This window comes from Micromonospora sp. WMMD1082, assembly GCF_029626175.1.
GTDB lineage: Bacteria > Actinomycetota > Actinomycetes > Mycobacteriales > Micromonosporaceae > Micromonospora.
Genome location: NZ_JARUBM010000002.1, coordinates 65,168 through 90,236, shown reverse-complemented (window position 1 = coordinate 90,236; position 25,069 = coordinate 65,168). Strand labels below are relative to the sequence as shown.

28 protein-coding genes are annotated in these 25,069 nt (G+C 72.6%); 16 read left to right on the top strand and 12 right to left on the bottom strand.

Annotation, left to right across the window (positions count from 1 at the left end; all coding sequences use genetic code 11):
* Positions 1-80: 80 nt before the first annotated feature.
* Both dtd and O7615_RS00475 read right to left on the bottom strand, forming a co-directional pair.
* The gene (dtd, locus tag O7615_RS00480; protein ID WP_278175118.1) at positions 81-503 is read right to left on the bottom strand and encodes a D-aminoacyl-tRNA deacylase; all 423 of its coding nucleotides are present in this window, start codon (positions 501-503) and stop codon (positions 81-83) included.
* Entirely contained in the window at positions 503-1,987 is a 1,485-nt protein-coding gene (locus O7615_RS00475; RefSeq protein WP_278175117.1) for a methyltransferase, read from the bottom strand. The genes dtd and O7615_RS00475 overlap by 1 nt, the downstream gene beginning before the upstream one ends.
* 178 nt (positions 1,988-2,165) lie before the next feature.
* Between O7615_RS00475 and O7615_RS00470 the strand changes: the two genes are divergently transcribed.
* The 3 genes from O7615_RS00470 (at position 2,166) to O7615_RS00460 (ending at position 5,377) form a co-directional block, all read left to right on the top strand.
* Complete coding sequence (locus tag O7615_RS00470; protein ID WP_278175116.1) at positions 2,166-3,386, top strand: S8 family peptidase; 1,221 nt, start codon at positions 2,166-2,168, stop codon at positions 3,384-3,386.
* A 137-nt stretch (positions 3,387-3,523) separates the two neighbouring features.
* Positions 3,524-4,114, top strand: coding sequence for an HhH-GPD-type base excision DNA repair protein (locus tag O7615_RS00465; protein WP_347405059.1), 591 nt, complete (start codon positions 3,524-3,526; stop codon positions 4,112-4,114).
* A 33-nt stretch (positions 4,115-4,147) separates the two neighbouring features.
* Positions 4,148-5,377, top strand: a complete 1,230-nt coding sequence (locus O7615_RS00460; protein WP_278175114.1) for a low temperature requirement protein A — start codon at positions 4,148-4,150, stop codon at positions 5,375-5,377.
* A 37-nt stretch (positions 5,378-5,414) separates the two neighbouring features.
* Here O7615_RS00460 and O7615_RS00455 read toward each other — a convergent pair whose 3' ends face one another.
* Positions 5,415-5,726 carry a hypothetical protein gene (locus O7615_RS00455; protein WP_278175113.1) on the bottom strand — a complete coding sequence of 104 codons (312 nt, stop codon included), beginning with the start codon at positions 5,724-5,726 and terminating at the stop codon, positions 5,415-5,417.
* A gap of 2 nt (positions 5,727-5,728) precedes the next feature.
* The gene (locus O7615_RS00450) at positions 5,729-6,028 is read right to left on the bottom strand and encodes a hypothetical protein (RefSeq protein WP_278175112.1); all 300 of its coding nucleotides are present in this window, start codon (positions 6,026-6,028) and stop codon (positions 5,729-5,731) included.
* Positions 6,029-6,137: 109 nt separating this feature from the next.
* Here O7615_RS00450 and O7615_RS00445 point away from each other — a divergent pair, with 109 nt between their 5' ends.
* Positions 6,138-6,500: a DUF3099 domain-containing protein gene (locus O7615_RS00445; RefSeq protein ID WP_278175111.1), complete on the top strand. Its 363-nt coding sequence runs from the start codon at positions 6,138-6,140 to the stop codon at positions 6,498-6,500.
* 115 nt (positions 6,501-6,615) lie between these two features.
* Here O7615_RS00445 and O7615_RS00440 read toward each other — a convergent pair whose 3' ends face one another.
* Both O7615_RS00440 and O7615_RS00435 read right to left on the bottom strand, forming a co-directional pair.
* Positions 6,616-7,494, bottom strand: coding sequence for a PfkB family carbohydrate kinase (locus tag O7615_RS00440; RefSeq protein WP_278181928.1), 879 nt, complete (start codon positions 7,492-7,494; stop codon positions 6,616-6,618).
* Positions 7,495-7,604: 110 nt separating this feature from the next.
* Positions 7,605-8,540, bottom strand: coding sequence for a pseudouridine-5'-phosphate glycosidase (locus O7615_RS00435; RefSeq protein ID WP_278175110.1), 936 nt, complete (start codon positions 8,538-8,540; stop codon positions 7,605-7,607).
* Positions 8,541-8,628: 88 nt separating this feature from the next.
* On the opposite strand from O7615_RS00435, the gene O7615_RS00430 reads away from it, so the two are divergent.
* The 3 genes from O7615_RS00430 to O7615_RS00420 all read left to right on the top strand — a co-directional run bounded on the left by O7615_RS00430 (position 8,629) and on the right by O7615_RS00420 (position 11,471).
* Complete coding sequence (locus O7615_RS00430; protein WP_093410319.1) at positions 8,629-8,847, top strand: DUF3039 domain-containing protein; 219 nt, start codon at positions 8,629-8,631, stop codon at positions 8,845-8,847.
* Between the two features lie 40 nt (positions 8,848-8,887).
* Positions 8,888-9,541, top strand: coding sequence for a trimeric intracellular cation channel family protein (locus O7615_RS00425; protein ID WP_278175109.1), 654 nt, complete (start codon positions 8,888-8,890; stop codon positions 9,539-9,541).
* Positions 9,542-9,734: 193 nt separating this feature from the next.
* A complete protein-coding gene (locus O7615_RS00420; RefSeq protein WP_278175107.1) occupies positions 9,735-11,471 on the top strand; it encodes a DEAD/DEAH box helicase in 1,737 nt (578 codons plus the stop codon).
* A gap of 98 nt (positions 11,472-11,569) precedes the next feature.
* On the opposite strand, the gene O7615_RS00415 is transcribed toward O7615_RS00420, so the two are convergent.
* Both O7615_RS00415 and O7615_RS00410 read right to left on the bottom strand, forming a co-directional pair.
* Positions 11,570-11,803: a hypothetical protein gene (locus O7615_RS00415; protein ID WP_278175105.1), complete on the bottom strand. Its 234-nt coding sequence runs from the start codon at positions 11,801-11,803 to the stop codon at positions 11,570-11,572.
* Between the two features lie 244 nt (positions 11,804-12,047).
* Positions 12,048-13,664, bottom strand: coding sequence for an RNA polymerase sigma factor (locus O7615_RS00410; protein WP_278175104.1), 1,617 nt, complete (start codon positions 13,662-13,664; stop codon positions 12,048-12,050).
* Between the two features lie 288 nt (positions 13,665-13,952).
* On the opposite strand from O7615_RS00410, the gene O7615_RS00405 reads away from it, so the two are divergent.
* The gene (locus O7615_RS00405) at positions 13,953-14,774 is read left to right on the top strand and encodes an inositol monophosphatase family protein (protein ID WP_278181927.1); all 822 of its coding nucleotides are present in this window, start codon (positions 13,953-13,955) and stop codon (positions 14,772-14,774) included.
* A 110-nt stretch (positions 14,775-14,884) separates the two neighbouring features.
* On the opposite strand, the gene O7615_RS00400 is transcribed toward O7615_RS00405, so the two are convergent.
* Positions 14,885-15,400 (bottom strand): LytR C-terminal domain-containing protein, encoded by a 516-nt coding sequence (locus O7615_RS00400; protein WP_278181926.1) that lies wholly within the window; start codon positions 15,398-15,400, stop codon positions 14,885-14,887.
* 431 nt (positions 15,401-15,831) lie between these two features.
* Here O7615_RS00400 and O7615_RS00395 point away from each other — a divergent pair, with 431 nt between their 5' ends.
* Entirely contained in the window at positions 15,832-16,128 is a 297-nt protein-coding gene (locus O7615_RS00395) for a DUF4193 domain-containing protein (RefSeq protein ID WP_007075406.1), read from the top strand.
* A gap of 208 nt (positions 16,129-16,336) precedes the next feature.
* On the top strand, positions 16,337-17,134 hold the full coding sequence (locus O7615_RS00390) for a hypothetical protein (protein ID WP_278175103.1): 798 nt from the start codon (positions 16,337-16,339) through the stop codon (positions 17,132-17,134).
* 24 nt (positions 17,135-17,158) lie between these two features.
* On the opposite strand, the gene O7615_RS00385 is transcribed toward O7615_RS00390, so the two are convergent.
* Positions 17,159-17,650, bottom strand: coding sequence for a DUF3093 domain-containing protein (locus O7615_RS00385; RefSeq protein ID WP_278175102.1), 492 nt, complete (start codon positions 17,648-17,650; stop codon positions 17,159-17,161).
* Between the two features lie 87 nt (positions 17,651-17,737).
* Between O7615_RS00385 and dut the strand changes: the two genes are divergently transcribed.
* The 4 genes from dut to O7615_RS00365 all read left to right on the top strand — a co-directional run bounded on the left by dut (position 17,738) and on the right by O7615_RS00365 (position 20,229).
* A complete protein-coding gene (dut, locus tag O7615_RS00380) occupies positions 17,738-18,268 on the top strand; it encodes a dUTP diphosphatase (protein WP_278175101.1) in 531 nt (176 codons plus the stop codon).
* On the top strand, positions 18,265-18,930 hold the full coding sequence (locus O7615_RS00375) for a DUF3710 domain-containing protein (RefSeq protein ID WP_278175100.1): 666 nt from the start codon (positions 18,265-18,267) through the stop codon (positions 18,928-18,930). The genes dut and O7615_RS00375 overlap by 4 nt, the downstream gene beginning before the upstream one ends.
* A gap of 164 nt (positions 18,931-19,094) precedes the next feature.
* On the top strand, positions 19,095-19,475 hold the full coding sequence (locus O7615_RS00370; RefSeq protein WP_278175099.1) for an OB-fold nucleic acid binding domain-containing protein: 381 nt from the start codon (positions 19,095-19,097) through the stop codon (positions 19,473-19,475).
* A 31-nt stretch (positions 19,476-19,506) separates the two neighbouring features.
* Positions 19,507-20,229 (top strand): DUF3159 domain-containing protein, encoded by a 723-nt coding sequence (locus O7615_RS00365; protein WP_278175098.1) that lies wholly within the window; start codon positions 19,507-19,509, stop codon positions 20,227-20,229.
* A gap of 35 nt (positions 20,230-20,264) precedes the next feature.
* On the opposite strand, the gene O7615_RS00360 is transcribed toward O7615_RS00365, so the two are convergent.
* On the bottom strand, positions 20,265-20,954 hold the full coding sequence (locus tag O7615_RS00360; RefSeq protein WP_278175097.1) for a TrkA family potassium uptake protein: 690 nt from the start codon (positions 20,952-20,954) through the stop codon (positions 20,265-20,267).
* A 2-nt stretch (positions 20,955-20,956) separates the two neighbouring features.
* Entirely contained in the window at positions 20,957-21,619 is a 663-nt protein-coding gene (locus tag O7615_RS00355) for a TrkA family potassium uptake protein (RefSeq protein ID WP_278175096.1), read from the bottom strand.
* Positions 21,620-21,768: 149 nt separating this feature from the next.
* On the opposite strand from O7615_RS00355, the gene O7615_RS00350 reads away from it, so the two are divergent.
* Positions 21,769-23,841, top strand: a complete 2,073-nt coding sequence (locus O7615_RS00350) for an APC family permease (protein WP_278175095.1) — start codon at positions 21,769-21,771, stop codon at positions 23,839-23,841.
* Positions 23,838-25,067: a TRAM domain-containing protein gene (locus O7615_RS00345; protein ID WP_278175094.1), complete on the top strand. Its 1,230-nt coding sequence runs from the start codon at positions 23,838-23,840 to the stop codon at positions 25,065-25,067. Before O7615_RS00350 ends, O7615_RS00345 begins: the two co-directional genes overlap by 4 nt.
* Positions 25,068-25,069: the final 2 nt, after the last annotated feature.

Here is a 25,069-nt window from a genome sequence, read left to right as displayed (position 1 = left end):
CGGTTCGGGCGTAAAACGGGAGTGAGGCGATCGTGAAACCGACACCCCTTCCGGCATGCTGCGGGAGGGTGGGGTGCGGGCTAGAGGTCGAGGAGGATGGTGCGGGGGCCGGTGTTGACGCTCTCCACCAGCATGTGGGCGCGGAAGCGGCCGGTGCGGACCTCGGCGCCGCGCTGACGTAGTGCCTCGACCACCGCCTCGACCAAGGGCTCGGCCACCTCGGCGGGGGCGGCCGCGGTCCACGTCGGGCGGCGGCCCTTGCGGGCGTCGCCGTACAGGGTGAACTGGCTGACGACCAGGATCGGCGCGTCGGTGTCGGCCGCCGACCGCTCGTCGTCCAGGATGCGCAGCTCGTGCACCTTGCGGGCCATCGTCCGGGCGGTCTCGGGGGTGTCGGTGTGGGTCACCCCGAGCAGCACCAGCAGCCCGTCGGCGATCGCACCGACCACCTCGCCGTCGACCGTGACGCTGGCGCGCTCGACCGTCTGCACCACCGCCCGCATCAGGCCGGCGCCGGCTCGATGAAGCCCCGCTCGACCAGGTGCGCCACGATCGGTCCGGCCGCCTCGGCCAGCTCGTCCACGGCCACGTCGTGCGCGACGGCGAGCAGCGCGAGCTGGTCGCGCAGCGGCAGCCGCCCGTCGGCCCCGCCGACCAGGGCGAGGACCAGCGGGTCGATCTCCTCCGACCAGCGCAGCCCGGCCGGCATGGTGAGGACCTGGCGGTCGACCCCCCACCCGTCGGTGCCCATGGTCGCCTCCTGGTGCAGCCGGAGGCCGTCGGCGGCGCGGTAGCGCGCGGCGAGCAGTCCCTCGGTGCCCTGCTCACGCAGCCAGTCCTGCCGGTCGAACCAGGCGGCGATCCGGTCGCCCATCGGCGCCTGCACCCGCTGGCGCAGGTCCTCCACCCGCAGGACGGGGTCGTCGTGTCCGCTCCGGCGCAGCGAGACGACGCCGAAGCCGATCGCTTCCACCTTGTGCGCGTCGAACCAGTCGAGCCAGTCGGCCATCCGCTGCGGGTCGGTCGCCTCGCCGACGTCGGTCAGCCACAGGTTGACGTACGCCATCGGGTCGGCGACCTCGCGCTGGATCACCCAGGCATCCAGGCCGGTGCCGGCGAACCAGCCGGCCACCCGCTCGCCCCACTCCTCGCCGGCCACGTGTACCCAGTTGGCGAGGTACTGCATGGTGCCGCCCACGGTGAGCAGCCCGGGCGCGGCGGCGGCCAACTCGGCGCCGATCGCGTCGCCGACGCGGCCCGAGTCGCGGTAGACGTGCGTGGTGGTGCCGGGGCCGACCACGAAGGGTGGGTTGCTCACCACCAGGTCGAAGCGGCGACCGGCGACCGGCGCCACCAGGTCGCCGTGCAGCAGTTCCCAGTCCAGGCCGTTGAGCGCGGCGGTGGTGGCGGCGAAGCGCAGCGCCCGCCGCGAGACGTCGGTGGCCGTGACCCGGCGCGCGTGGGTGCTCAGGTGCAGCGCCTGTACGCCCGACCCGGTGCCCAGGTCGAGCGCGCTCTCCACGGGATGTCGGACAGCCGCTCCGATCATCGTCTGGGTGGCGCCGCCGATGCCGAGCACATGCTCGGCGGGCAACGGGCGGCCGGGGCGGGAACTGGCCGGCACGTCCGCCAGAACCCACCAGTCGTCGCCGTACGGTTCGAGGTCCAGGCCCATCCGCAGCCCGCCGCCGTGCCGCTGCACCAGCCCCGCGTCGAGCGCCTCGGCGATCGGCAGCGGCGCCAGCGCGGCGGCCACGGCGGCCTCCGGCTCGGTCTGCTCGCAGATGAACACCCGGATCAGGGTGGCGAGCGGATCCCGGTCGGTGGTGGCGCGCAGGGCGGCCCGGAAGTCGTTGCGGGCCACGCTGCCGGTGGCCTGCGGGCCGAGCCGCGCGGCGATGCCGTCGGCGGTGAACCCGGCCCGGGTCAGCGCGGTCCGTAGCGCCTCGACGCCGGCCGGCGAGAGCAGCATGTCGTGTCCGTCCACACCGTCATCCTGCCTGGTGGCGACAGCTCCGGGTGCGGCCGCCCGTGACATTCGCAATCAATCGACGACCATCCCTGTCATATTCATCGATCAAAGGCTAGCATCTCTCCAACTCAGTCCATGGCACGGACCGCCCGGCCAGAAGCCCGGTCGGCCGTCCAGGTAAGGGAGGCAGACGATGTCCTCAGGGTCCACTGCGCGACGGCAGCTCATCCGGGCGCTCGCCGTCGTCGCCACCGCGGCGGCCGTCTCGGCGGCCAGCACCACTGCGGCGGTCGCCGCACCCACCGGCGAGATCCGTGGTGCTGGCGCGTCGAACGCGGTCAGCGGCAGCTACCTCGTCGTCCTGCGTACCGACGCGGTCGGTGCCGCCGGTTCGTCGACGGCTCGCAGCGCGGTGCCGGACCGGGCCAGTGCCCTGGTCAAGCGGTACGGGGGCAGCGTCTCCGACACGTACAGCGCCGCGCTGACCGGCTTCGCCGCCAAGATGACCGCGACGCAGGCGGCCCGACTCGCGGCCAACCCGGCCGTCGCCTACGTGGAGCAGGACCAGGCGTTCACCATCCAGGCGACCCAGACCAACGCGACCTGGGGCCTGGACCGCATCGACCAGCGGAACCGACCGCTGAGCGGCACCTTCACCTACCCGAACACCGCCTCGAACGTGCGGGCGTACATCATCGACACCGGCATCCGGACCAGCCACAACCAGTTCGGCGGCCGGGCCACCTGGGGCACCAACACGGTGGACAGCAACAACACCGACTGCAACGGCCACGGCACCCACGTCGCCGGTACGGTCGGTGGCTCGACCCACGGCGTGGCCAAGGCGGTCCGCCTGATCGCGGTGAAGGTGCTCAACTGCTCCGGTGGCGGCACCACGACCAGCGTGGTCAACGGCGTGAACTGGGTGACCGCCAACGCGGTGCGGCCGGCCGTGGCGAACATGAGCCTCGGCGGCGGGGCCAGCAGCACCATCGACAACGCGGTGGCCAACTCGATCGCCTCCGGCGTCAGCTACGCCGTCGCGGCCGGCAACTCCAACGCCAACGCCTGCAACTACTCGCCGGCGCGTACCTCGACCGCGATCACCGTCGGCTCGACCACCAACACCGACGCCCGGTCCTCCTTCTCCAACTACGGCACCTGCGTGCACATCTTCGCGCCGGGTTCGAGCATCACGGCGCCGTGGCACACCAGCAACACCGCGACCAACACGATCAGCGGCACCTCGATGGCCTCGCCGCACGTGGCCGGTGCCGCCGCCCTCGTGCTCGGCGCCAACCCGTCGTTCTCGCCGGCCCAGGTCAAGAGCTACCTGATCAACAACGCCACCACCGGCGTGGTGACCAGCCCCGGCTCGGGCTCGCCGAACCGCCTGCTGTTCGTGGTCAACTGACCCTGAGATGAACCGGCCCGGCGGACGGCTCGACCCGATCCGCCGGGCCGCTTCGCGTCGCCCACAGACCTAAGCGGCGGGACGCCACCAACGAAACCGGGTGGGTGTCTACGCTCGTCCAGCCCGGTGCGGGCAGGATGGAGCGCATGACACTCGCCCTGCCCATTGACCCGGAGGCGAACCGCCTGCTGGCGCGCAGTCCGCTCGCCCTGCTGGTCGGGATGGTGCTCGACCAGCAGGTTTCGATGGAGAAGGCCTTCTCCTCGCCGTACGTGCTGGCCCAGCGACTCGGCCACGACCTGGACGCCCGGGAACTCGCCGGGTACGACCCGGAGGCCCTGGTCGCCCTGTTCGCCCAGCCGCCGGCGCTGCACCGGTTTCCCAAGGCGATGGCGGCCCGCGTGCAGGAGGTGTGCCGGGTGCTGGTCGAGCGCTACGACGGCGATGCCGCCCGGCTCTGGGCCGACCCGGCGGACGGCCGCGAGTTGCTCGCGCGGATCGCCGGGCTGCCCGGGTTCGGCCGGCAGAAGGCGCAGATCTTCCTCGCCCTGCTCGGCAAGCGGTTCGGGGTGCAGCCGCCCGGCTGGCAGGAGGCGGCCGGCGCGTACGGCGACCCGAAAGCGCACCGATCCGTCGCCGATGTCACCGATGCCGAGTCACTGCGCCTCGTCCGGGAGTACAAAAAGCAGATGAAGGCGGCGGCGAAGGCGAAGGCCACCGGCGACTGACAGCCGCCGCCCGAGATGGCGGAGGGGCGACCGATGGTGGCACGACGGGGCGGCGCGCTGCTGCGCGAGGCGGCGGGCTCACCACGGGCCACCTTCCTGGAGCTCTTCTTCGACCTGGCGTACGTCTTCGCGCTCACCCGGGTCTCGGTGCGCCTCATCGACGAGGTCGAGCAGGGGCTGACCGTGATGGGCCTGGCCCAGAGCATGATCCTGTTTCTTGCGCTCTGGCACGTCTGGTCGTTGATCAACTGGGTCACCAGCCGGTACGACCCGGAGGCGGAAACGATCCAGTTCGTCGTGGTCGCCACGATGCTCGGCAGCCTGGTGATGGCCGTGACCCTGCCCCGGGCCTTCGAGGAACGCGCGCTGCCGTTCGTGCTGGCGTACCTGGTGGTCATGATCGGCCGGCCGGTGCTGATCTCCGTCGTGCTGGGTCGCCACCCACGCCGGACGGTGCCGTGGCGGCTGATCGTCTGGGCGGTCGCGGGCGGGGTGTTCTGGCTGGCCGGCGCGCTCGGGCCGGACCAGCTGCGGCTCGGGCTGTGGGCGGTGGCCCTGGGTATCGACATGACGGGGCTCCTGCTGGGCTGGCCGGTGCCCTGGCTGGGCCCGGCACCGCCGTCGGCCTGGCGGATAGCGGGTGAGCACCTCGCGGAGCGCTATCAGCAGATCTTCCTCATCGCGCTGGGCGAGACGATCCTGGTGATCGGAGTGACCTACAGCGGGAAGGGCTTCTCCGCGACGGCGGCCGGCGCCTTCGCGGTCTCCTTCCTCATCACCGCGCTGCTCTGGCGGATCTACTTTCATCGGGCCGGCCACCTGCTCGTCGAGGCGCTGCGGTTGGCCCGGTCGCCCGGTCGGCTCGGCGCGTCGGTGACCCAGACCCACCTGCTCATGGTGCTCGGTGTGCTGTTCACCGGCGTGGGATACGAGCTGGTGATCACGGAGCCGTTCGGTCGGGTCGAGCCGTCCTGGCTGCTCTTCGTCGTCGGCGGACCGGTGCTGTTCCTGCTCGGGCGGAGTCGCTTCGAGTACGAGATCTTCGACCGGGTCTCGCGGACGCGGGTGCTGGCCGTCCTGGTTCTGGCCGGCGCGGCTCCGCTGCTCCTGCTCGGACCGCCGATGCTCGCCCTGTGCGTGGTCGCCGCCGTGCTGGCCGGGCTGGCCGCCGTCGACCTGAAGCGCAGCTACGGTCGTCCGCCGGAGATGTCCGCCTCGCCGCTGGGCCGCGAGGAACCCGGCGGCGTCGGCTTCCCGACCTGAACACCCGTACGCGGGGCCGCGCTGAGCGGCCTAACCGTCAGGCGGCGCTCGGGTGGGCCAGGGAGGCGATGGCCCGGCGGACATCGGCCAGCGAGACGGTGGCCGAGTCGTCCAGGTCGGCGAGGCCCGCCTCGATCCACTGTCGCATCAGCGTGGTCACGCCGATGCCCCGGGCGTCGGCGGCGGCACGGACCCGTTCGTACGTGTCCAGCGGCAGCCGGACCGAGCGGCTGACCATCGGGGTTTCGGTGTCGGGGGTGGGCAGCTCCACCGGGCGGCTCTCTTCGAGCAACTCGGCGAACCGGTCGCCGCCGCTGTGGAACTGCTTGGTCGCGTCGTGACGGTTCATCGTCACCGCCTCCTCGTCTCCGGAGATCTCCGCACGGCCTCGTCGTAGCGTTTCGTCTCGACGTCGCTCAGCTCACGGGCGGAGAGGACGTCCCAGTCGTTGTCGGTCCCGTCGGCCTCGGCCAGCAGCACGGCCACCCGGCGCCCTCGAGCGGTGGTGGCGTAGACCACCATCACGTCGTCGCCCAGGTGGCGGATGACCCGCCGGCCGCTGTGCAGGGCCTCCCAGACTTCCCCCGGTGTGACGTCGTAGACCCTCAGGTTCGCCAGCGCCTCGTCGGTGAAGCTGAACCTGCTGCCCACCTGGCGAGCGTACCACGTGCGTAACACGCGTCGTTCGGGCGGCGAACGTCGCCGGTGGCCCGGTCCGGGTGACAGGATGGGGGGTGACCCCTCCGGAGGAGGTACCACGGTGAAGCGTCAGGCGTACCGCCCGATCCTCATCACCGACGCCTCGCGCAGCCAGGACGACCAACTGACCAGCCGGCAGCGGCGGTACGTCGTGATGATGAGCGTCCGGGTCGCCTGCGTGATCGTCGGCGCGATCCTGGTCGGCGCGAAGGCGCCCCTGCTCTGGCTCTGGCTGCCCCTGGTCGCGCTCGGCATGGTGCTCATCCCGTGGGTCGCGGTGCTGCTGGCCAACGACCGGCCCCCGAAGGAGCGTCACCGGCTGGCCAACCGCTTCTCGGCACGCCCGGAGGCCGCCGCCCCGCCGGCACCGATGAGCCTCGCCGCCGAGGAACGGCCGCACCGGGTCATCGACGCCGAGCCCTGAGCCGCCCGAGCCGCCGATCCGGTCGGCACGGCGCGGACGTTCAGCGGGCCGGGCGGGCGCGGGCTTGCCCGCACGGGCCTTCAGCGGGCGACCGGGTGCCGGTCTGCGGGGACGTTCAGCGCGCCGGGCGGGCGCCGATCTGGGAGACCGCCGCCGCGCCGAGGTCGGCGGCCCGGTGCAGGGCGGCCGACGGCGTCGCCCCCGCCAGCCAGGCGGCCAGCAGCCCGGCCGCGAAGGCGTCACCCGCCCCGGTCACGTCGAGCACCGCCACCCGGCGGGCCGGCGAGGTGACCACCGAGGCGTCCCGGTCGACCCAGGTCGCGCCGGCACCGCCCCGCTTGACCACCACCCGTCGGGCCGAGGCGATCAGGGCCCGTCCCTGAGCGGGCGGATCGAGTCCGCCGGCCAGCACCGTCGCCTCGTCGGTGTTCACGAGCAGCAGGTCGACGTCGCGTACCCAGCCCAGGAAGCTCGCTGGTCCGACGGCGCGCAGCGGCGCCGCCGAGGCCGCGTCGACGCTGGTGGTGAGGCCACGCTGGCGGGCGGCGGCCAGCGCCCGCAGGCCGGCCGGCCGGGAGTCGGCATCCAGCAGGGTGTACCCGGACAGGTGCAGGTGCCTCGCGTCCGGCGTACCGGCCAGCGTCGCCTCGACGTGCCCGGGGCGCAGCCGTACGTTCGCGCCGCGCTCGGTGATCATCGTGCGTTCGTCGCCGGCGGCCAGCACGATCACCGTGCCGGTGGCGCACCCGGCCACCCGGTCCACCGCACAGTCGACCCCGGCCGCGGTCAGTTCCGCCAGCCGATCCCGTCCCGCGGGGTCGTCGCCGACCGCGCCGACCAACGTCACCGGTACGCCCTGCGCGGCGAGCCAGGACGCCGTGTTGGCCGCCTGACCGCCGCCGGTGAAACGGATCGCCGCCGGGGTGTCCGAACCGCGGGTCAGCCCGCCGGCCAGTACCGCCACCACGTCGGTGACCACGTCACCGACGACCAGGACGCGGCCGGTGCCGCCCCCGGCAACCGCCCCACCCGGCTCGCCGCCGCCGCGATGAACCGGGCCGTCCCCGACGGTCGCCTCGCTGCCGAGCCCGATGGTTCGCTCGCTCACGCGGGCGCGTCGGTACGGCGGTCGGCGACGGCGATCGCGATCCGGGCCGCCAGCTCGGCGTTGCGCAGGATGATCCGGACGTTGACGGCCAGGCTGGCGCCCTCGGTGGCGGAGTGGAAGTGGGCCAGCAGGTACGGCGTGACGGCCTTGCCGCTCACCCCGTCGCGCGCCAGCAGCGCCAACCCGTCGGCGAGGGTGCGGTCGTGCAGGCCCGGGTCGAGTTGCTCGTCGGTCGGCAGCGGGTTGGCGACGATCAGCCCGCCGTGGTGCACGCCGTGCTGCTCCCGGGCGACCAGTGCGTCGGCGACCAGTTCCGGCGAGTCGACCGACCAGTCCAGATCGAAGCCGCCGTCGGTGATGAAGAAGCCCGGGAACCGGCGGGTACGGTAGCCGAGCACGGCCACCCCGAGCGTCTCCAGCCGTTCCAGGGTGGCGCCCACGTCGAGGATCGACTTGACTCCGGCGCAGACCACCGCGATCGGGGTGCGGGCCAGGGTGACCAGGTCGGCCGACTCGTCGAAGGTCTGCGCCGCCTCGCGGTGCACCCCGCCCAGCCCGCCGGTGGCGAACACACCGATGCCGGCCGCGGCGGCTACGGCACTGGTCGCGGCCACGGTGGTCGCACCGTCCGCGCGGGTCGCGGCGGCCACCGCGAGATCGCGTACGGAGAGTTTGGTCACGCCGTCGGCGGTGGCCAGTCGGGTCAGTTCGGCATCGTCGAGGCCGACCACGAGGTCACCGGCGACCATGCCGATGGTGGCCGGCACCGCGCCGGCGTCCCGGACGACCTGTTCGATCTGCCGGGCCACCCGGAGATTGTCCGGCCGGGGCAGGCCGTGCGAGACGATGGTGCTCTCCAGGGCGACCACGGGACGGTGCTCGCGCAGCGCCCGGGCCACCTCCGTGCCGTAGCGAAGGTGAAAGTTGGTCACAATCGCCCACCGTACGCCCGCCACCGAGGTCACCTCAGGTGGACCGGGTCAAGGTGACCTGCCAAACTTGTCGGTTGGAGGTGCAGACGTGAGCACACAGATCCTCGAACGTCCCGAGCTGAAGGACGCCGACACCGGTCCGGAGATGTTCCACTACGTCCGGAAGGAAAAAATCGCCGAGAGTGCCGTGATGGGCACCTTCGTCGTGGCGCTGTGCGGGGAGACGTTCCCGGTGACGAAGACCCCCAAGCCCGGCTCGCCGGTCTGCCCGAAGTGCAAGGAGATCTACGACTCGTACCGGGAGTGAGCCTGGCCGGCCCTTACGACGGTCGGCGTAACCTGCGGCGGTGACCACCTCCACCGCCCTGCTCCTGGCCGACCTGGCCGGTGTCGCGGTCTTCGCCGCCTCGGGTGCCTCCGCGGCGGTGGCCAAACGGCTCGACCTCTTCGGCGTCGTCTTCGTCGGCTTCGTCGCCGCCCTCGGTGGCGGGATCGTCCGGGACCTGGTGATCGACGAGGTCCCGCCGCTGGCGTTCGCCGACTGGCGCTACGCGGTCACCGCCGCCGTGACCGCCGGGGCGGTCTTCTGGCTGCACCCGCAGTTGGCCCGGCTGCGTACCACCGTCCTGGTACTGGACGCGGCCGGGCTCGGCCTGTTCACCGTCACCGGCACCCTCAAGGCCCTCGACGCCCAGGTCCCGCCGGTCGGCGCCGGACTGATCGGCATGCTCACCGCGATCGGTGGCGGACTCGGCCGTGACCTGCTCACCGGGGAGATCCCGGTGGTGCTGCGGCGGGAGATCTACGCCCTGGCGGCGCTCGTCGGGTCGATCGTGGTGGTGGCTCTGCACCACCTCGGGCACACCGGGCCGATGCCGCTGACCGCCGCCGCGGCGCTGGTCTTCGGCGTACGCCTGGTGGCCCTGCGTCGACGCTGGTCCGCGCCGGTGGCCACGCTGCGCCCACCGCGCACCGGCCTGCCCGGGCCGCCGCCGGAGTGAACCACCGGCGGTGAGCGGCACCGGTGTGACGGATGTGGCGTCACGTGGGCGCGATGACCGGTCCTGGTTATGCTGAGTCGGCCTTCGCGGCTCGGCTGCGCGGAGGCATTTTCGTGGGGCGGCCACCCGAGCCCCACGGCCCGGGCCCGCCCCCTGCGGGCGGGACAACGTGCGGCCGGAGAGGAGCGAACGCGTGGCAGCCCGGACGCCGGCGCTCGAGACGTTTCCGCCCCTGCGCGCCTGGCAGCGCAGGGCTCTGGTGGAGTATCTGCGCCGCCGCAGCGAGGACTTCACCGCGGTCGCCACGCCCGGTGCCGGTAAGACCACGTTCGCCCTGCGGATCGCCGCCGAGCTGCTCGCGGACGGCAGCATCGAGGCGGTCACCGTGGTCGCGCCGACCGAGCACCTGAAGACCCAGTGGGCCGAGTCGGCGGCCCGGGTCGGGATCCAGCTCGACGCCGCGTTCCGCAACGCGGATCTGCACTCCTCGGCGGACTTCCACGGTGCCGTGGTCACCTACGCGCAGGTCGGAATGGCGCCTCAGGTGCACCGGCGGCGCACCATGACCCGACGCACCCTGGTCATCCTCGACGAGATCCACCACGCCGGCGACTCGCGTACCTGGGGCGACGGCGTGAAGGCGGCGTTCGAGCCCGCGGTACGCCGGCTGATGCTGACCGGCACGCCGTTCCGTTCCGACGACAACCCGATCCCGTTCGTCAGCTACGAGCGGGGCGGGGACGGCCTGCTCCGGTCCCGGGCCGACTCGGTCTACGGCTACAGCGACGCGTTGCGCGACGGCGTGGTGCGGCCGGTGCTGTTCCTGGCGTACTCGGGGGAGACCCGGTGGCGCACCAACGCCGGGGAGGAGTTGGCGGCCCGGCTGGGCGAGCCGATGACGCAGGATCTCGTCGCCCAGGCCTGGCGCACCGCCCTGGATCCGGCCGGTGACTGGATGCCGCAGGTGCTCCGGGCCGCCGACGCCCGGCTGAGCGTGCTGCGCGAGGCGGGCATGCCCGACGCGGGCGGGTTGGTCATCGCCAGCGACCAGCAAACGGCCCGCTCGTACGCCAGGCTCATCGAGCAGGTGGCGGGGGAGAAGGCGGCGGTCGTACTCTCCGACGACGCGGGTGCCTCGGCCCGGATCGCGACCTTCGCCGCGTCCGAGCAACGGTGGCTGGTGGCGGTGCGGATGGTCTCCGAGGGCGTCGACATCCCCCGGCTGGCCGTCGGCGTGTACGCGACCAGCGCCAGCACCCCGCTGTACTTCGCGCAGGCGATCGGGCGGTTCGTCCGGGCCCGGCGGCCGGGGGAGACCGCGTCGGTCTTCCTGCCCAGCGTGCCGCACCTGCTCGGGCTGGCCAGCGAGATGGAGGCCGAACGCGACCACGTGCTCGGCAAGCCGAAGGATCGGGAGGGCTTCGACGACGAGCTGCTGGAGCGGGCCCAGCGCGACGACCAGGCCAGTGGCGAGCTGGAGAAGCGCTTCGCCGCGCTGTCCGCCACCGCCGAACTGGACCAGGTCATCTTCGACGGCGCATCCTTCGGCACCGCGGCACAGGCCGGCACGCCCGAGGAGGAGGAGTACCTCGGCCTGCCCGGGCTGCTCACCCCGGAACAGGTGGCGGCGCTGCTCTCCAAGCGGCAGGCCGATCAGCTCGCCGCTCACCGGCGTCGCACGGCCGAGCCGGCATCCGAACCGTCGGCCTCGTCGGCCTCATCGGCCCCGCCGGCACCGATGAGCGCGGCCCAGCGGCGAGTGGCACTGCGGCGCCAGCTCAACGCCCTGGTGGCGGCTCAGCACCACCGCACCGGCCAGCCACACGGCAAGATCCACGCCGAGCTGCGCCGGCTCTGCGGCGGTCCCCCCAGCGCCCAAGCCACCATCGAGCAGCTGGAAGAACGCATCGCCACCGCCCAGACGCTCTAGGACCTCGACACAGGCGCTAAACCCTCGGGGACAGCGAAGGCGGAGGGGGACATCCCATGGGATGTCCCCCTCCGCCGTTATGTCGGGTTTACGGGGTCTCAGTTGGCCATCAGGTCGGCGCCGCGCCAGCTGAACTCCGGGTCCGTCGCGTACCGAACGGTGATCTTGACGAGATCCTCGGCGTACTTGTTGGCGTGGTGCCCACAGAACACCAGCTCACTGCCACCCGACAGGGTGATCCGGAGCTTGCCGGCGGCATTGCAGCGGTCGCACCGTTCATCGGCGGCCGGGGGGCTCACCGTCTCGGGCGGCGGCGTGAGGGTCGGGGTCATCGCCTTCCTCCTCTGGTCGTCACCGATGAACTCTCTCTTCGGTCGTGGTCACCTATCCTGCAACATCCTGAGCGGGCCTCGCCTTCCCTGTGTGCCCGCGGGGGACCGAGGTCACACATGGCACGGACAGTGTGCCGTGCACCCAGGGTGCCACGTCAACGATCACATTCGTGCAACCACCTGATCACCATCTGACGTTGCACACCAAGTGGTCAAAAGGGCACGATCAGTTGACGAATGCTGATCAGTCAAGGTAGTCGCGGAGCACCTGGGAACGGGACGGGTGCCGCAGCTTGGACATCGTCTTCGACTCGATCTGCCGGATGCGCTCGCGGGTCACCCCGTAGACCTGGCCGATCTCGTCCAGCGTACGCGGTTGGCCGTCGGTCAGCCCGAACCGCAGGCGTACCACACCCGCCTCACGCTCGGACAACGTCTGGAGCACCTGCTGGAGCTGGTCCTGAAGCAGGGAGAAGGAGACCGCGTCGACCGCGACGACCGCCTCCGAGTCCTCGATGAAGTCGCCGAGCTGGCTGTCGCCCTCGTCGCCGATGGTCTGGTCGAGCGAGATGGGCTCCCGAGCGTACTGCTGGATCTCCAGCACCTTCTCCGGTGTGATGTCCATCTCCTTGGCCAGCTCCTCCGGCGTGGGCTCACGGCCCAGGTCCTGGAGCAGCTCGCGTTGGATCCGGCCGAGCTTGTTGATCACCTCGACCATGTGGACGGGGATGCGGATGGTGCGGGCCTGGTCGGCCATGGCGCGGGTGATGGCTTGGCGGATCCACCAGGTGGCGTAGGTGGAGAACTTGTAGCCCTTGGTGTAGTCGAATTTCTCGACGGCGCGGATGAGGCCGAGGTTGCCTTCCTGGATGAGGTCGAGGAAGGCCATGCCACGGCCCGTGTAGCGCTTGGCGAGCGAGACGACCAGGCGGAGGTTCGCCTCCAGCAGGTGGTTCTTGGCCCGCTCGCCGTCCCGGGAGATCCAGAGCAGGTCGCGCTGCATGTCCCGGGCGAGCTTCTCCTCGCCCTCGTCGGCCGCCCGCAGACGCTCGGCGGCGTAGAGCCCGGCCTCGATCCGCTTGGCCAGCTCCACCTCCTGCTCGGCGTTGAGCAGCGGAACCTTGCCGATCTGCTTGAGGTACGCCCGGACGGAGTCCGCCGAGGCGGTCAGCTCGGCGTCCCGACGCGCCTGCTTGAGTGCCTCGGACTCCTCGTCGTCCCACTCGAAGTCGTTGTCGGTGGCGGAGTTCGCCGCGTCGGTCGCGGCGGCCCGGGCCAACTCGGCCGGCTCCTCGACCACCACATCCTCGATCTCGGCGGCGAGTTCCTCGGGATTGACCTCGCCCTCGGGGGCGGCCTCGCCCTCGGCGGTCTTGCCCGCGGCCTTGGCGGGCTTCGCCGTGCCCGTCGCGGCGGCCACCGTGGCCTTGGTGGCCCGGGTGGACTTCTTGGTCGGCGCGGCTGCCTTGGCGGCCACCTCCGCGGTGGTGCCGGCGGCCTTGCGCGAGGTCGCCTTCCGCGGGGCCGGAGCCGGTGCCTCCTCCGCGGCGGGGGCCTGCTTCGGGGCGGGCGGCGCCGCCTTCTTGGTGGTCTTGGCGGTGGTGGCCCGGGACGCCGGGGTTGCGGAGCGCGCGGCGGCCACGCGCCGGCGGGTGCTCGCCGAGCCGTCGACCACGACGGTCACCCCGGCCTCGGAGAGCGCCCGCAGGATCTTCTTGGCCTGGGCCGGAGTCACCTCGGCGGACTCGACGGTGCGCGCGAGCTGGGCCGACGTGAGCTGGCCGCCGGCGCTCTGCGCGTGGGCGATCAGGGTGTCGGTGAGCGAGCGAACGTCGGCGCCGGTCTGGCGGGGTTCTGTCACGAATGACCTTCCGGAGGCGAAGAGCGAGCACGGCCGGGATCGTCCGGCACAGCGTGGGGCACCGTACCGGGCGATGTGGTTGAGGAACCCCCGTGTCCGGGCCGTCCGGTCGTCTGGCGGTCCGTGGCGCGTGGGCAGGGGTGAATTGTAACGCCGTCTGTGGCGATCATCCTGCGCCGCACGGCTCATCGGCGGTCGAGACCGCCGAATCGGGTGCGCTTTTGGACTTTGTAAGGATGATACCCGCGCGGAGCCGGGATACCCGGCCGTGCGGAAAGGGGACCGATGATGGACCGCTCGGCGCCACCGCCGCAGGAACTACTGGAGATCGCGATCGAGGTGGCGCGGGCCGCGGCCGCCACCGCGTACCGGATGCGGGCCGAGGGTGTGTCGGTCGCGGCGACCAAGAGCACGGTCACCGACGTGGTGACGGCGGCCGACCGGGCGGTGGAGCGCCAGATCACCGACGAGCTGCGCCGGCTGCGGCCGTACGACGCCGTGCTGGGCGAGGAGTACGGCGCGGCGGCGCGGGGCGACGACACCCCGGCGCCGGTGCGCTGGATCGTGGACCCGATCGACGGCACCATCAACTACCTGTACGGGCTGGCGCACTGCGCAGTGTCGATCGCCGCGGAGGTGGACGGCGAGGTGGTGGCGGGTGTGGTGCGCAACATCCACACCGGCGAGGAGTGGACCGCGACCGCCGGTGGTGGCGCCTGGCGGGAGGGCCGGCGCCTGACGTGTTCCACCGAGACCGACCTCGGCCAGGCGCTGGTGATCACCGGTTTCGGGTACGACCCGGCCCGCCGCGCCCACCAGGCCCGGGTGCTGACCGACCTGATCGCGCACGTGCGCGACATCCGCCGACTCGGCGCCGCCGCCGTCGATCTCTGCATGGTCGCCGAGGGGCGGGCCGACGCCTACTACGAGAAGGGCCTGGCCGCCTGGGACCAGGCGGCCGGCGGGCTGGTGGCCGCCGAGGCCGGCCTGCGGGTAGGTGGGCTCAAGGGGCTGGACCCCGGACCCGAGATGGTCATCGCCGCGCCGCCGGCGCTGTTCGCCCCGCTGCACGACCGCCTCGCCGCGCTGGACGCCTCCGGCGGCCCCTGAGCCGCGCTGACTCCTCCCGTGGCGTCCTCCCGGGGCCCCGGAGTCGCCCGGGTGGCCGGGTCGGCCGTGGGGCGGCCGGGTCGGCAGCGGGTGGCGGGGCGAGGCGGCTGTCAGTTGTCGACCGGCATCGGGCACGAACCCGGCGGGGCGACCGGGGCGCCGAGATCGCCCAGCGACTGGTTGACCTCGGTGGTGGTGGCCAGCTGCTGGAAGCCGCTGCCCAGCACCACGTCGACGATGTCGTCCTCACGCTCGGGGTTGTACTCGAGCTCGGCGTTGCCGAGGAAGTACGCCCGCAGCAGGTGCGCCGAGCCGACGCCCTTCGGGCCGTAGCGCAGTACCGCCACGTCGTCGATCTTCTTCTTCTCGTTTGCTTCCTTCTGCACCTGGAAGTCGCGGTTGCGGAAGTCGTCGCCGACGCTGCCGGCCAGACCGGGGCGGTCCGTGCTGTTGAGCACGTTGATCCGGACGTCCTTGTGGTCGCGCAGAGTGACGTCGGCGCGCGGCCAGTCATCGGGGCAACCTTCGCCGACGCCCGCGTTACCCTGGGTGTCCTTGACCAGGGCCACGATCACGAAGACCAGGGCGACCACCGCCAGCATGCCGACGACGACGAGTGCTCGCACTCGCGCAAAGCTCATCAGGGCACTCCCGGGCAGTGATGGGTGGCGGCGGCCGTCGAGGGTCGGGCGGTCCCGTCGGCCGTCGGGTACGCCGCTGAGGTTAACGGGTGTCCGACCGTCGCGTGGAAACAGTCCGACATGCCGGCGCGCCACCCGGGAACGGGGTAGTACTACCCCTATCTTCGTGTCGCCTGAGTCACATTGGGAACAACTTCCCGGGCAGGGGCGTACATCTCAGCCACGAGGGCGGTATACATGCCTCGCCCAAAGGGGGGGTAGGGTTCCGCGCTCGCCGGGGAGATCCTCTGGCGGTCTGGCCCGAGCGGTCGTCGGGTCAGGTGGCCGACACTAGCGGTGGCCGGCCAGCGGAACCGAAACAGCGTCGTCCGGCGTTACAACCGGAAGCGACAACATCGAAATGGGAGAGTGAACCGATGGCCACCGACTACGACGCCCCGCGCCGCGACGAGGTCGACCTCGGCGAGGACAGCCTGGAAGAGCTCAAGGCCCGGCGCGTCGACTCGCAGTCGGGCGCCGTGGACGTCGACGAGGCAGAAGTGGCTGAGAGCTTCGAGTTGCCTGGTGCCGATCTTGCCGACGAAGAGCTGACGGTCAAGGTGCTGCCGATGCAGCAGGACGAGTTCCGCTGTGCCCGTTGCTTCCTCGTCCACCACCGCAGCCAGCTTGCGGTCGAGCGTAACGGCGAGCTGATCTGCCGCGAGTGCGTCTGACAGCAGGAGGACAACCACGACCAGGGCGGCGGCTCCCGAGTGGAGCCGCCGCCGCCCGGCTCGGCGAGCGCGGGACCGTACTACCTGGTTGACTCGTTATCCATGAGCGAGCGCAGCGGAGTGCCGGCATGAGCGAGCGCAGCGAGCGAGTCATCCGGCTCAGTGCGGTGGTGCCTCATGGCGGCGCGGAGCGGAGCGGAGTGCCGGCATGAGCGAGCGCAGCGAGCGGGGCGATGACGCGGAGGAGATGGGCGCGACGGTCGCCGCGTTGACGGCCGACGAGATCGAGCCGGCGGAACGGCGCCGGCTGTTCGCCCGGCTGGTCGGGCAGGCACGGGCCCGGGGGATCGGGGATCTGTTCAAGCCGAGAGCGGCGCTGCGCTGGATGGTGGACACGGTCGCCGAGATCGCCCCCCACGTACCGGTCCGTGACCTGGCCACCCTGCGCCGACACTTTCCCGGGCTGGACGACGAGGAGTTGGCCGACCGGCTGGTGCGTAACGCCGCCCGGGCGACGGCGGGAGTCGGCGCGGCCGGTGGTGGCGCGTCGGCGGTGCAGTGGACGATCGCCCCGAGCCTGCTCTCCGCGCCGGTCCTGCTCGCCACCGAGACCGTCGCGGTGGTGGCGGTGGAGCTGAAACTGACCGGTGAGCTGCACGAGATCTACGGCGTACCGCTGCCGGCCGGCGGCACCGAGCGGACGGTCGCCCTGGTGCAGGCCTGGGCCAACCAGCGTGGGGTCAACCCGATGATGCCCGGTGTGGGCGTGGGTGCCGTGCTCGGCACGGCTGCCCGTCACGAGCTGCGGGACACGCTGCTCAAGCGCTTCGGCCGCAACCTGACCACGCTGGGGCCCTTCCTCACCGGCGCCGCGGTGGCGAGCTTTCTGAACCGGCGGGCCACCCGGAACCTGGCCGACCAGCTCCGCGCCGACCTGCGCCGGCAACGGCGCGCCCTGCCCGGCACGCCCCCCGGCTCCCCGCCCGCCCTGCCCGGGCCCTCCTGATCGCCGGGGCGAGGGGCGAGGGGATTAGTTCGCGGCGTGGCGGGCGGCTAGGAGGGCGTCGGCCAGCTCGACCGGGTGCCGGGAGCTGACCACCCAGAACGGGGTCGGATCGGCCGGGTCGTCGAGGATCACCTGGACGGCGCCGGAGATCCACGGTCGCTGGACGACGAACGCCAGCGGATCGGCACCGACACCGAGCACCTCGCGCCGGCCGTCGGCGTCCAGCGCGATGGCGTCGGCGACGAACCGTACGGGCAGCCGGGCGTCGTCGACCCGCAACTCGCCGTCGGTCACCGCGACCCGGATCCGGCCCAGCCAGGCCAGCCCGGCGACGGTCGCCGGCAACAGCACCGCGAACGGCAGCCAGGCGCGGACTCCGGCGCCGCCCATCCACACCTCCGTGGCGAGCAGGGCGGCGGCGGCGAGCGCCGCGAGCCACCACCACCAGGGCAGGCGCAGTCGTTCGGCGTACGCCGGCGTCGCCGTGACGGGCGAAGGAGACGGTGACTGGCTCACTCGTGCCAGGGTACGGCGCGGTGCCGTCCGGGCACCGGGCAGGATGGCAGGGTCACCCCCATGCGGAACGGACGAAAGAGGGAAACCGTGACCGACCTGGTGCCCGTGCCGGTGCGGCGGCTCGACCCCGAGCTGCCGATGCCGGCGTACGCCCATCCCGGTGACGCCGGTGCGGACCTGATGGCGGCCGCCGACGTGGAGCTGCCGCCCGGCGGTCGGGCGCTCGTGCCCACCGGCGTGGCGATCGCCCTGCCCGAGGGGTACGTGGGCCTTGTCCATCCCCGATCGGGGCTCGCCGCCAGGCTCGGCGTGACGGTGCTCAACGCGCCCGGTACGGTCGACGCCGGCTACCGGGGCGAGATCCTGGTCAACCTGATCAACCATGATCGGGCCGTGCCGGTGAAGATCTCCCGGGGTGACCGGATCGCGCAGCTGGTGGTGCAGCGGGTGGAACGGGCGGTCTTCGAGCCGGTGGCCGAGCTACCCGCGTCCGGACGCGGGACCGGCGGGCACGGCTCCACCGGCGGGCACGCCGGGCTGGTGCCGCCGCCGGCCACGGACGGCGCGGACGGAAGAGACGGCACCGTGAGTGCGAACAGCGGAGGGTGGACGCAGTGATCTTCTCCCGAAAGCGGGCCGCGGGACGGCACGCCCGTGACGAGCGGGCCACCGACGTGCCCGAGACCGTCGAGGGTGCCGAGCCGGCCCCGGCGGGCGGGCCGTACGACGTCACCGAGGCGCCGGACGGGGTGCAGCGGCTCGACCTGGGCAGCCTGCAGATCCCGGCGGTGCCCGACGTCGAGGTGCGGGTGCAGGCCGACCAGCAGGGGGTGATCCAGCAGGTCGTGCTGGTGCACGGGCCGAGCGCCCTGCAACTCGGCGTCTTCGCCGCCCCGCGGTCCGAGGGGATCTGGGACGAGGTGCGCGAGGAGATCCGCCAGTCGCTGCTCGCCGACGGTGCCGTCGCGCAGGAGGCCACCGGCGAGTACGGCACGGAGCTGCACGCCCGGGTGCGTACCGAGGACGGCCAGACCGACCTGCGGTTCGTCGGCGTGGACGGGCCGCGGTGGATGGTCCGTGCGGTCTACCAGGGCACGGCGGCCACCGATCCGGCCGCCGCCGGCCCGCTGGCCCGGTGCCTGGACGGGCTGGTCGTCGACCGGGGGGTGGAGGCCAAGCCGGTGCGTGAGCCGCTGCCGCTACGGCTGCCCCGCGAGGCGGGCGAGCAGGCGGGGCAGCCCGGCCAGGAGGACGCCGCGCCGACGCCCGGCATCCGCTGACCGGCGATCGGGAGGTTCGCGCCGCCGTGCGGCATCCCGGGACGAGTTCCGGTGCGCCGAGACGGCCCCGTCGGGCGTACGCTGACGGGAGTCGTCCCGGCGTCGCCGGCAGGCGGCGGGTTCCGGCGCCAGCCGGCCGGCGTGGAGAGGGTGACGCGGAGCTGATGACCACCGACGAGGGTCGGGGTTCGCTGCGGCGGATGCTGCGACGGCTCACCGCGAGCGAGGCCGAGATCGAGGCGCAGCAGCTGCAACGGGAGAGCGCCCGCTGCGGTGCGATGCCGGTGCGGCAGTGCGCGCGCGGGCAGGTGGTCTCGGTCAGTGGCCGGCTGCGTACCGTGGTCTACACCCCGCGGACCAACCTGCCGGCGCTGGAGGCCGGGCTCTACGACGGCAGCGACGTCGTGACGCTGGTCTGGCTCGGGCGGCGGCACATCGTCGGCATCGAGCCGGGGCGGCACCTGACCGCCAAGGGGCGGATCGCGGTGCGTGACGACCGCAAGGTGATCTATAACCCGTACTACGAGCTGGAGCCGTCGAAGTGACTCTGCGGACGCTGCGGATGGAACGCGGGCGATGACGACCGGACAGCACCCGGCAGCCCAACCGGAGATCGGGCCGGTGGACGAGGAGCGGCTGCCGAGCATCGCCGAGCAGATGGCCGACCAGCTCGGGGGCTGGCGGGGACTGGTCGAGTCCAGCATCCCGGTGGTGGTCTTCGTGATCACCAACATCCTCGGCGATCTGCGGCCCGCGGTGATCGCCTCGGTGACGGTCGCGGTACTGATCGGGGGGCTGCGGCTGGCACAGCGCCGCCCGGTGCGGCACGCGGTCAACGGGCTGTTCGGCATCGCGATCGGCGCCGCCATCGCCTGGCGTACGGGCGACGCGCGCGACTTCTACCTGCCCGGCATCCTCTACGGCATCGGCTACGGCCTGGCCCTGTTGATCTCGGCAGCGATCCGGCAGCCGCTGGTCGGCTGGATCTGGTCGGTGCTGGTGGCCAGGGGCAGTTCCGAGTGGCGCGACGATCCCCGGTTGGTCCGCACCTTCACCCGGTTGACCGTGCTCTGGGGCGTGGTGTGGATGGCCAAGGTGGGCGCGCAGGCCGCGATCTACCTGGCGGCCCGCCGGTTCGACCAGCTCGGCGACGAGGCGGCGGCCGCCGACATGGAGACCGCGCTCGGGATCGCCCGGCTGGTGCTGGGCTACCCGCCGTACGTGCTGCTGTTGCTGATCACGGTCTGGGCGGTGCGGCGGGTGACCCGCGAGCGCCGCCCGGACCCGCTGCCGAGCTGATCCACCACCGACGTTCCGCCGGCCCCACGGTCCGCTCAGCGCGACTCGCGGGTGCGGTCGACGCTGTCCGGGCCGAGCACCACCGCCCGTACGGCGTCCTCCATCTCGGCGGTGCAGACGAAGATCAACTCGTCGCCGGCCTCGATCGGGTCGTCCGGGCCGGGCACCAGCACCCGCTTGCCGCGCAGGATCGCCACCAGCGCGGCGTCCCGGGGCAGTGGCACCGCGCGCAGTGGGTGCCCGACGTGCGGCGCGGTCGGCGGCAACGTGATCTCGACCAGGTTGGCCTCGCTCTGCCGGAAGGTCATCAGGCGGACCAGATCGCCCACCGTCACCGCCTCCTCGACGAGTGCGGCCATCACCCGTGGCGTGCTGACCGCCACGTCCACGCCCCACTGCTCGGTGAAGAGCCACTCGTTCTCGGCCCGGTTGACCCGGGCGACCACCCGGGGGACCGCGAACTCGGTCTTGGCGAGCAGTGAGACCACGAGGTTGACCTTGTCGTCACCGGTGGCGGCGACCACCACGTCGCAGCCGGCCAGGTCGGCCTCCTCCAGGCTGGTCAGCTCGCAGGCGTCGGCCAGCACCCACTGCGCGTCCGGTACCCGGTCGGGCCGCAGCATCCGCGGCTGCCGTTCGATGAGCATCACCTGGTGGCCGTTCTCGATCAACTCCTGGGCGATCGAGCGGCCCACGTTGCCGGCACCGGCGATGGCGACCCGCATGATCACTGACCTCTTTCCGGCGCCGCCGCCAGCGACGTGACCGTCGCCACCATGTCGTCGGTGACCAGCATGAAGACCTGGTCGCCCTCCTGCACCACGCTGGAGGCGGTGGGCAGGGTGCCGATGCCGAAGCGGATCAGGTACGCCACCCGGGCGCCGGTCACCTCCTCCAGCGCCCGCACCGGGCGGCCGATCCAGTCCTTGTGCACCGGCACCTCGATGATCGAGACGGTACTGGTCGGGTCGCGGAAGATCTCTACGTTGCCCTCCGGCAGCAGGTGCCGCAGCATCCGGTCGGCCGTCCACCGGACGGTGGCCACGGTGGGGATGCCCAGGCGTTCGTAGACCTGCGCGCGACGCTGGTCGTAGATGCGGGCCGCCACCCGGGGCACGCCGAACGTCTCGCGGGCCAGCCGCGCCGAGATGATGTTGGAGTTGTCGCCGCTGGAGACGGCGGCGAAGGCGTCCGCCCGCTCGATGCCGGCCTGGCGGAGCACGTCGCCGTCGAAGCCGACACCGGTGACCGTGATGCCGGTGAAGTCGTCCCCCAGCCGGCGGAAGGACTCGGCGTCCTGGTCGATGACCGCCACCGAGTGCCCACCGGCCTCCAGGCGGTGGGCCAGGGTCGAGCCGACCCGGCCACACCCCATGATCACGACATGCACGCTGCCTCCCACGGTGCGTACCGCTGCGCCTCGACTGCGAGCCTGCCACGTCGGGGCCACGGGCGGGGACCGACGGTACTCCGGCGCCGCGACCGACTGCGGCCGACCACCCCGCACGGACACCGGCGGCGGCCGTACGCTTGACGGTTGTGGCCCGATCCACCTCCCTGCTGAAGCGGCTGCTCGTCGGCCGACCGTTCCGGTCAGACCGGCTCAAGCACACCCTGCTGCCGAAGCGCATCGCGCTGCCCGTCTTCGCCTCGGACGCGCTGTCCAGCGTGGCGTACGCGCCGGACGAGATCCTGCTGATGCTCTCCATCGCGGGCGCCTCGGCCTTCGTCTTCTCGCCGTGGGTCGCCCTCGGTGTCGTCGTGGTGATGCTGACCGTGGTGGCCAGCTACCGGCAGAACGTGCACGCCTACCCCTCCGGCGGCGGCGACTACGAGGTGGCCACGGTGAACCTCGGCCCGCGCGCCGGGGTCGGGGTGGCCAGCGCGTTGCTGGTCGACTATGTGCTGACGGTCGCGGTGTCGGTCTCCTCCGGGGTGGCCAACCTCGGCTCGGTGATCCCCTTCGTGGCGACCCACAAGGTGCTCATCGCGGTCACCGCCGTGGTCCTGCTGACCGCGGTCAACCTGCGCGGGCTCAAGGAGGCGGGCAGCGCGTTCGCCATCCCCACCTACGGCTTCATGATCGTGGTCATCGGCATGATCGTCACCGGGCTGGTCCGGATCGTGGTGCTCGGTGAGGAGCTGCGGGCACCCAGCGCCGGCCTGGTCATCGCGGCCGAGTGGCACGACACCACCGGGTGGGCGATGGCGTTCCTGCTGCTGCGTAGCTTCTCCTCCGGTTGCGCCGCGCTGACCGGTGTGGAGGCGATCTCCAACGGAGTGCCGGCGTTCCAGGCGCCGAAGAGCCGCAACGCCGCCACCACCCTGCTGATGCTCGGTGTGGTCTCGGTGACCATGCTGATCGGCATCATCTGGCTGGCCCGGCTCACCGGGTTGCAGTTCGTCGAGGACCCGGGCCTGCAGATCGTCGCCGGTCCCGACGGGTACGTGCAGAAGACCGTCGTCGCCCAACTCGGCGAGACCATCTTCGGCTCCGGTTCGGTGCTGCTGTTCCTGGTCGTCGGGGTGACCGCCGTGATCCTGTTCGTGGCGGCCAACACGGCCTTCACCGGCTTCCCGGTCCTCGGCTCGATCCTCGCCCAGGATCGCTACCTGCCCCGGCAACTGCACACCCGTGGCGACCGGCTCGCCTTCTCCAACGGCATCCTCTTCCTGGCCGCCTTCGCGATCGTGCTGATCGTCGGCTTCCAGGCCGAGGTGACCAAGCTCATCCAGCTCTACATCGTGGGCGTCTTCGTCTCGTTCACCCTCTCCCAGGCGGGGATGATCCGGCACTGGAACCGGCTGCTGCGTACCGAGCGGGATCCGCAGCTGCGCCGCCGGATGGTCCGCTCCCGGGCGATCAACGCCTTCGGCATGGCGATGACCGGCGCGGTGCTGGTCATCGTGCTGGTCACCAAGTTCCTGCTCGGCGCCTGGATCGCCATCGCCGCGATGGGCCTGATCTACGTGCTGATGCTGGCCATCCGCCGGCACTACGACCGGGTGGCCGTCGAGCTGGCCCCGGACGACGGCCGGCCGGTGCTGCCGGCCCGCAACCACGCGGTCGTGCTGGTCAGCAAGCTGCACCAACCGACCCTGCGGGCGGTGGCGTACGCCCAGGCCACCCGGCCGGACACCCTCACCGCGGTGACCGTCAACGTCGACGATCACGACACCCGGCAGTTGCAGGCCGACTGGGAGCGCCGGGACGTGCCCATCCCGCTGACCGTGATCGACTCGCCGTACCGGGAGATCACCCGCCCGATCCTGGACTACGTGGCGGGCGTCCGCCGGGACGCGCCGCGCGACGTGGTCACCGTCTTCATCCCCGAGTACGTCGTCGGGCGCTGGTGGGAGAACCTGCTGCACAACCAGAGCGCGCTGCGGCTGAAGGGCCGCCTGCTGTTCGAGCCGGGGGTGATGGTGACCAGCGTGCCGTGGCAGCTCGCCTCCACGGCCGGCAAGGACCTCGACCGGATGGACGCCACGCTGAGCCGGGGACCGGTCCGGGGCCCCCGGGTGGCGCCGCGCAGCGCCCTGCCGCCGGCCGTTCCGCCCACGGCCCCCGCTCCGGGCGATAGCCCACCGTCGGCCGGGGAGCAGCGATGAGCGGCGGATTGGAAGAGGCCGAGCGGGTCGAGCTGACCGTGGCGGCGGTCGCACCGGGCGGGCACTGCGTGGCCCGGGTGGACGGTCAGGTGGTGTTCGTCCGGCACGCCCTGCCCGGCGAGCGGGTGCTGGCCGAGGTGACCGAGGTGCACCGGGGCTTCGTGCGGGCCGACGCGGTCACCGTGCTGGAGGCGGCACCGGATCGGGTCACCCCACCCTGCCCGTACGCCCGGCCGGGTCGATGCGGCGGCTGCGACCTGCAGCATGTCGCGCCGGAGGCCCAGCTGCGCTGGAAGACCGCGGTCGTCCGCGAGCAGCTCACCCGCCTCGGCGGCCTGAACGAGGCCCAGTGCGACGCGCTGGGCGTCGGGGTGGCGCCGCTGCCGGGCGGACCGCTCGGCTGGCGCTCCCGGGTCCGCTACGCGGTGGACGCGGCGGGCCGGGCCGGGTTGCTCAAGCACCGTTCGCACGAGGTGGTCCCGGTCGACCGGTGCCTGATCGCCCACCCGGCCATCCAGGATCTGCCGGTGCTCACCTCGGCCGGGGCGAGCTGGCCGGAGGCCGAGGCGGTGGAGACGGTCGCCTCCACCGGCGGGGACGTGGCGGTGACCGCGGTGGCGGCCGGCCGGGGCCGTCGGGTGAGCGGCCCGGAGCGGATCCGGGAGCGGGCCGTCGGCCGGGAGTGGGCGCTGCCCACCTCGTCCTTCTGGCAGGTCCACCCCGCCGCCGCGGACGTCCTGGTCGACGCGGTCCTGGAGCTGACCGAGCCCCGGCCCGGGGAGACCGCCTGGGACCTGTACGGCGGGGCCGGGCTGTTCGCCGCCGCGCTGGCCGGCCGGGTCGGCGAGGAGGGCAGGGTCACCCTGGTCGAGGCGGCCGGTGACGGCGTCACGGCGGCCCGGGAGAACCTGCGCGACCTGCCCGCCGTCGAGGTGGTGGCGGCCCGGGTGGAGACCGCGCTGGCCCGGCGCCGGGTCACCGGACCGGTCGACGTGGTGGTGCTCGACCCGCCCCGGTCCGGGGCCGGTGCGCGGGTGGTGCGCGACGTGGTCGCGGCCGGGCCGCGCGCGGTGGCGTACGTGGCCTGCGACCCCGCCGCGTTCGCCCGGGACCTGCGGGTCTTCGCCGGCCTGGGCTGGCGGCTGGCGGCGCTGCGCGGGTACGACCTGTTCCCGATGACCCAGCACGTGGAGCTGGTCGGATTGCTGCTGCCCGAGACGCACTAGCC

Bases quoted from the DNA above. Each gene is read 5' to 3' on its own strand.
- dtd (WP_278175118.1), bottom strand. From the start codon at position 503: ATGCGGGCGGTGGTGCAGACGGTCGAGCGCGCCAGCGTCACGGTCGAC.
- O7615_RS00470 (WP_278175116.1), top strand. From the start codon at position 2,166: ATGTCCTCAGGGTCCACTGCGCGACGGCAGCTCATCCGGGCGCTCGCC.
- O7615_RS00465 (WP_347405059.1), top strand. From the start codon at position 3,524: ATGGAGCGCATGACACTCGCCCTGCCCATTGACCCGGAGGCGAACCGC.
- O7615_RS00460 (WP_278175114.1), top strand. From the start codon at position 4,148: ATGGTGGCACGACGGGGCGGCGCGCTGCTGCGCGAGGCGGCGGGCTCA.
- O7615_RS00455 (WP_278175113.1), bottom strand. From the start codon at position 5,726: ATGAACCGTCACGACGCGACCAAGCAGTTCCACAGCGGCGGCGACCGG.
- O7615_RS00415 (WP_278175105.1), bottom strand. From the start codon at position 11,803: ATGACCCCGACCCTCACGCCGCCGCCCGAGACGGTGAGCCCCCCGGCC.
- O7615_RS00405 (WP_278181927.1), top strand. From the start codon at position 13,953: ATGGACCGCTCGGCGCCACCGCCGCAGGAACTACTGGAGATCGCGATC.
- O7615_RS00395 (WP_007075406.1), top strand. From the start codon at position 15,832: ATGGCCACCGACTACGACGCCCCGCGCCGCGACGAGGTCGACCTCGGC.
- O7615_RS00390 (WP_278175103.1), top strand. From the start codon at position 16,337: ATGAGCGAGCGCAGCGAGCGGGGCGATGACGCGGAGGAGATGGGCGCG.
- O7615_RS00370 (WP_278175099.1), top strand. From the start codon at position 19,095: ATGACCACCGACGAGGGTCGGGGTTCGCTGCGGCGGATGCTGCGACGG.
- O7615_RS00365 (WP_278175098.1), top strand. From the start codon at position 19,507: ATGACGACCGGACAGCACCCGGCAGCCCAACCGGAGATCGGGCCGGTG.
- O7615_RS00360 (WP_278175097.1), bottom strand. From the start codon at position 20,954: ATGCGGGTCGCCATCGCCGGTGCCGGCAACGTGGGCCGCTCGATCGCC.
- O7615_RS00345 (WP_278175094.1), top strand. From the start codon at position 23,838: ATGAGCGGCGGATTGGAAGAGGCCGAGCGGGTCGAGCTGACCGTGGCG.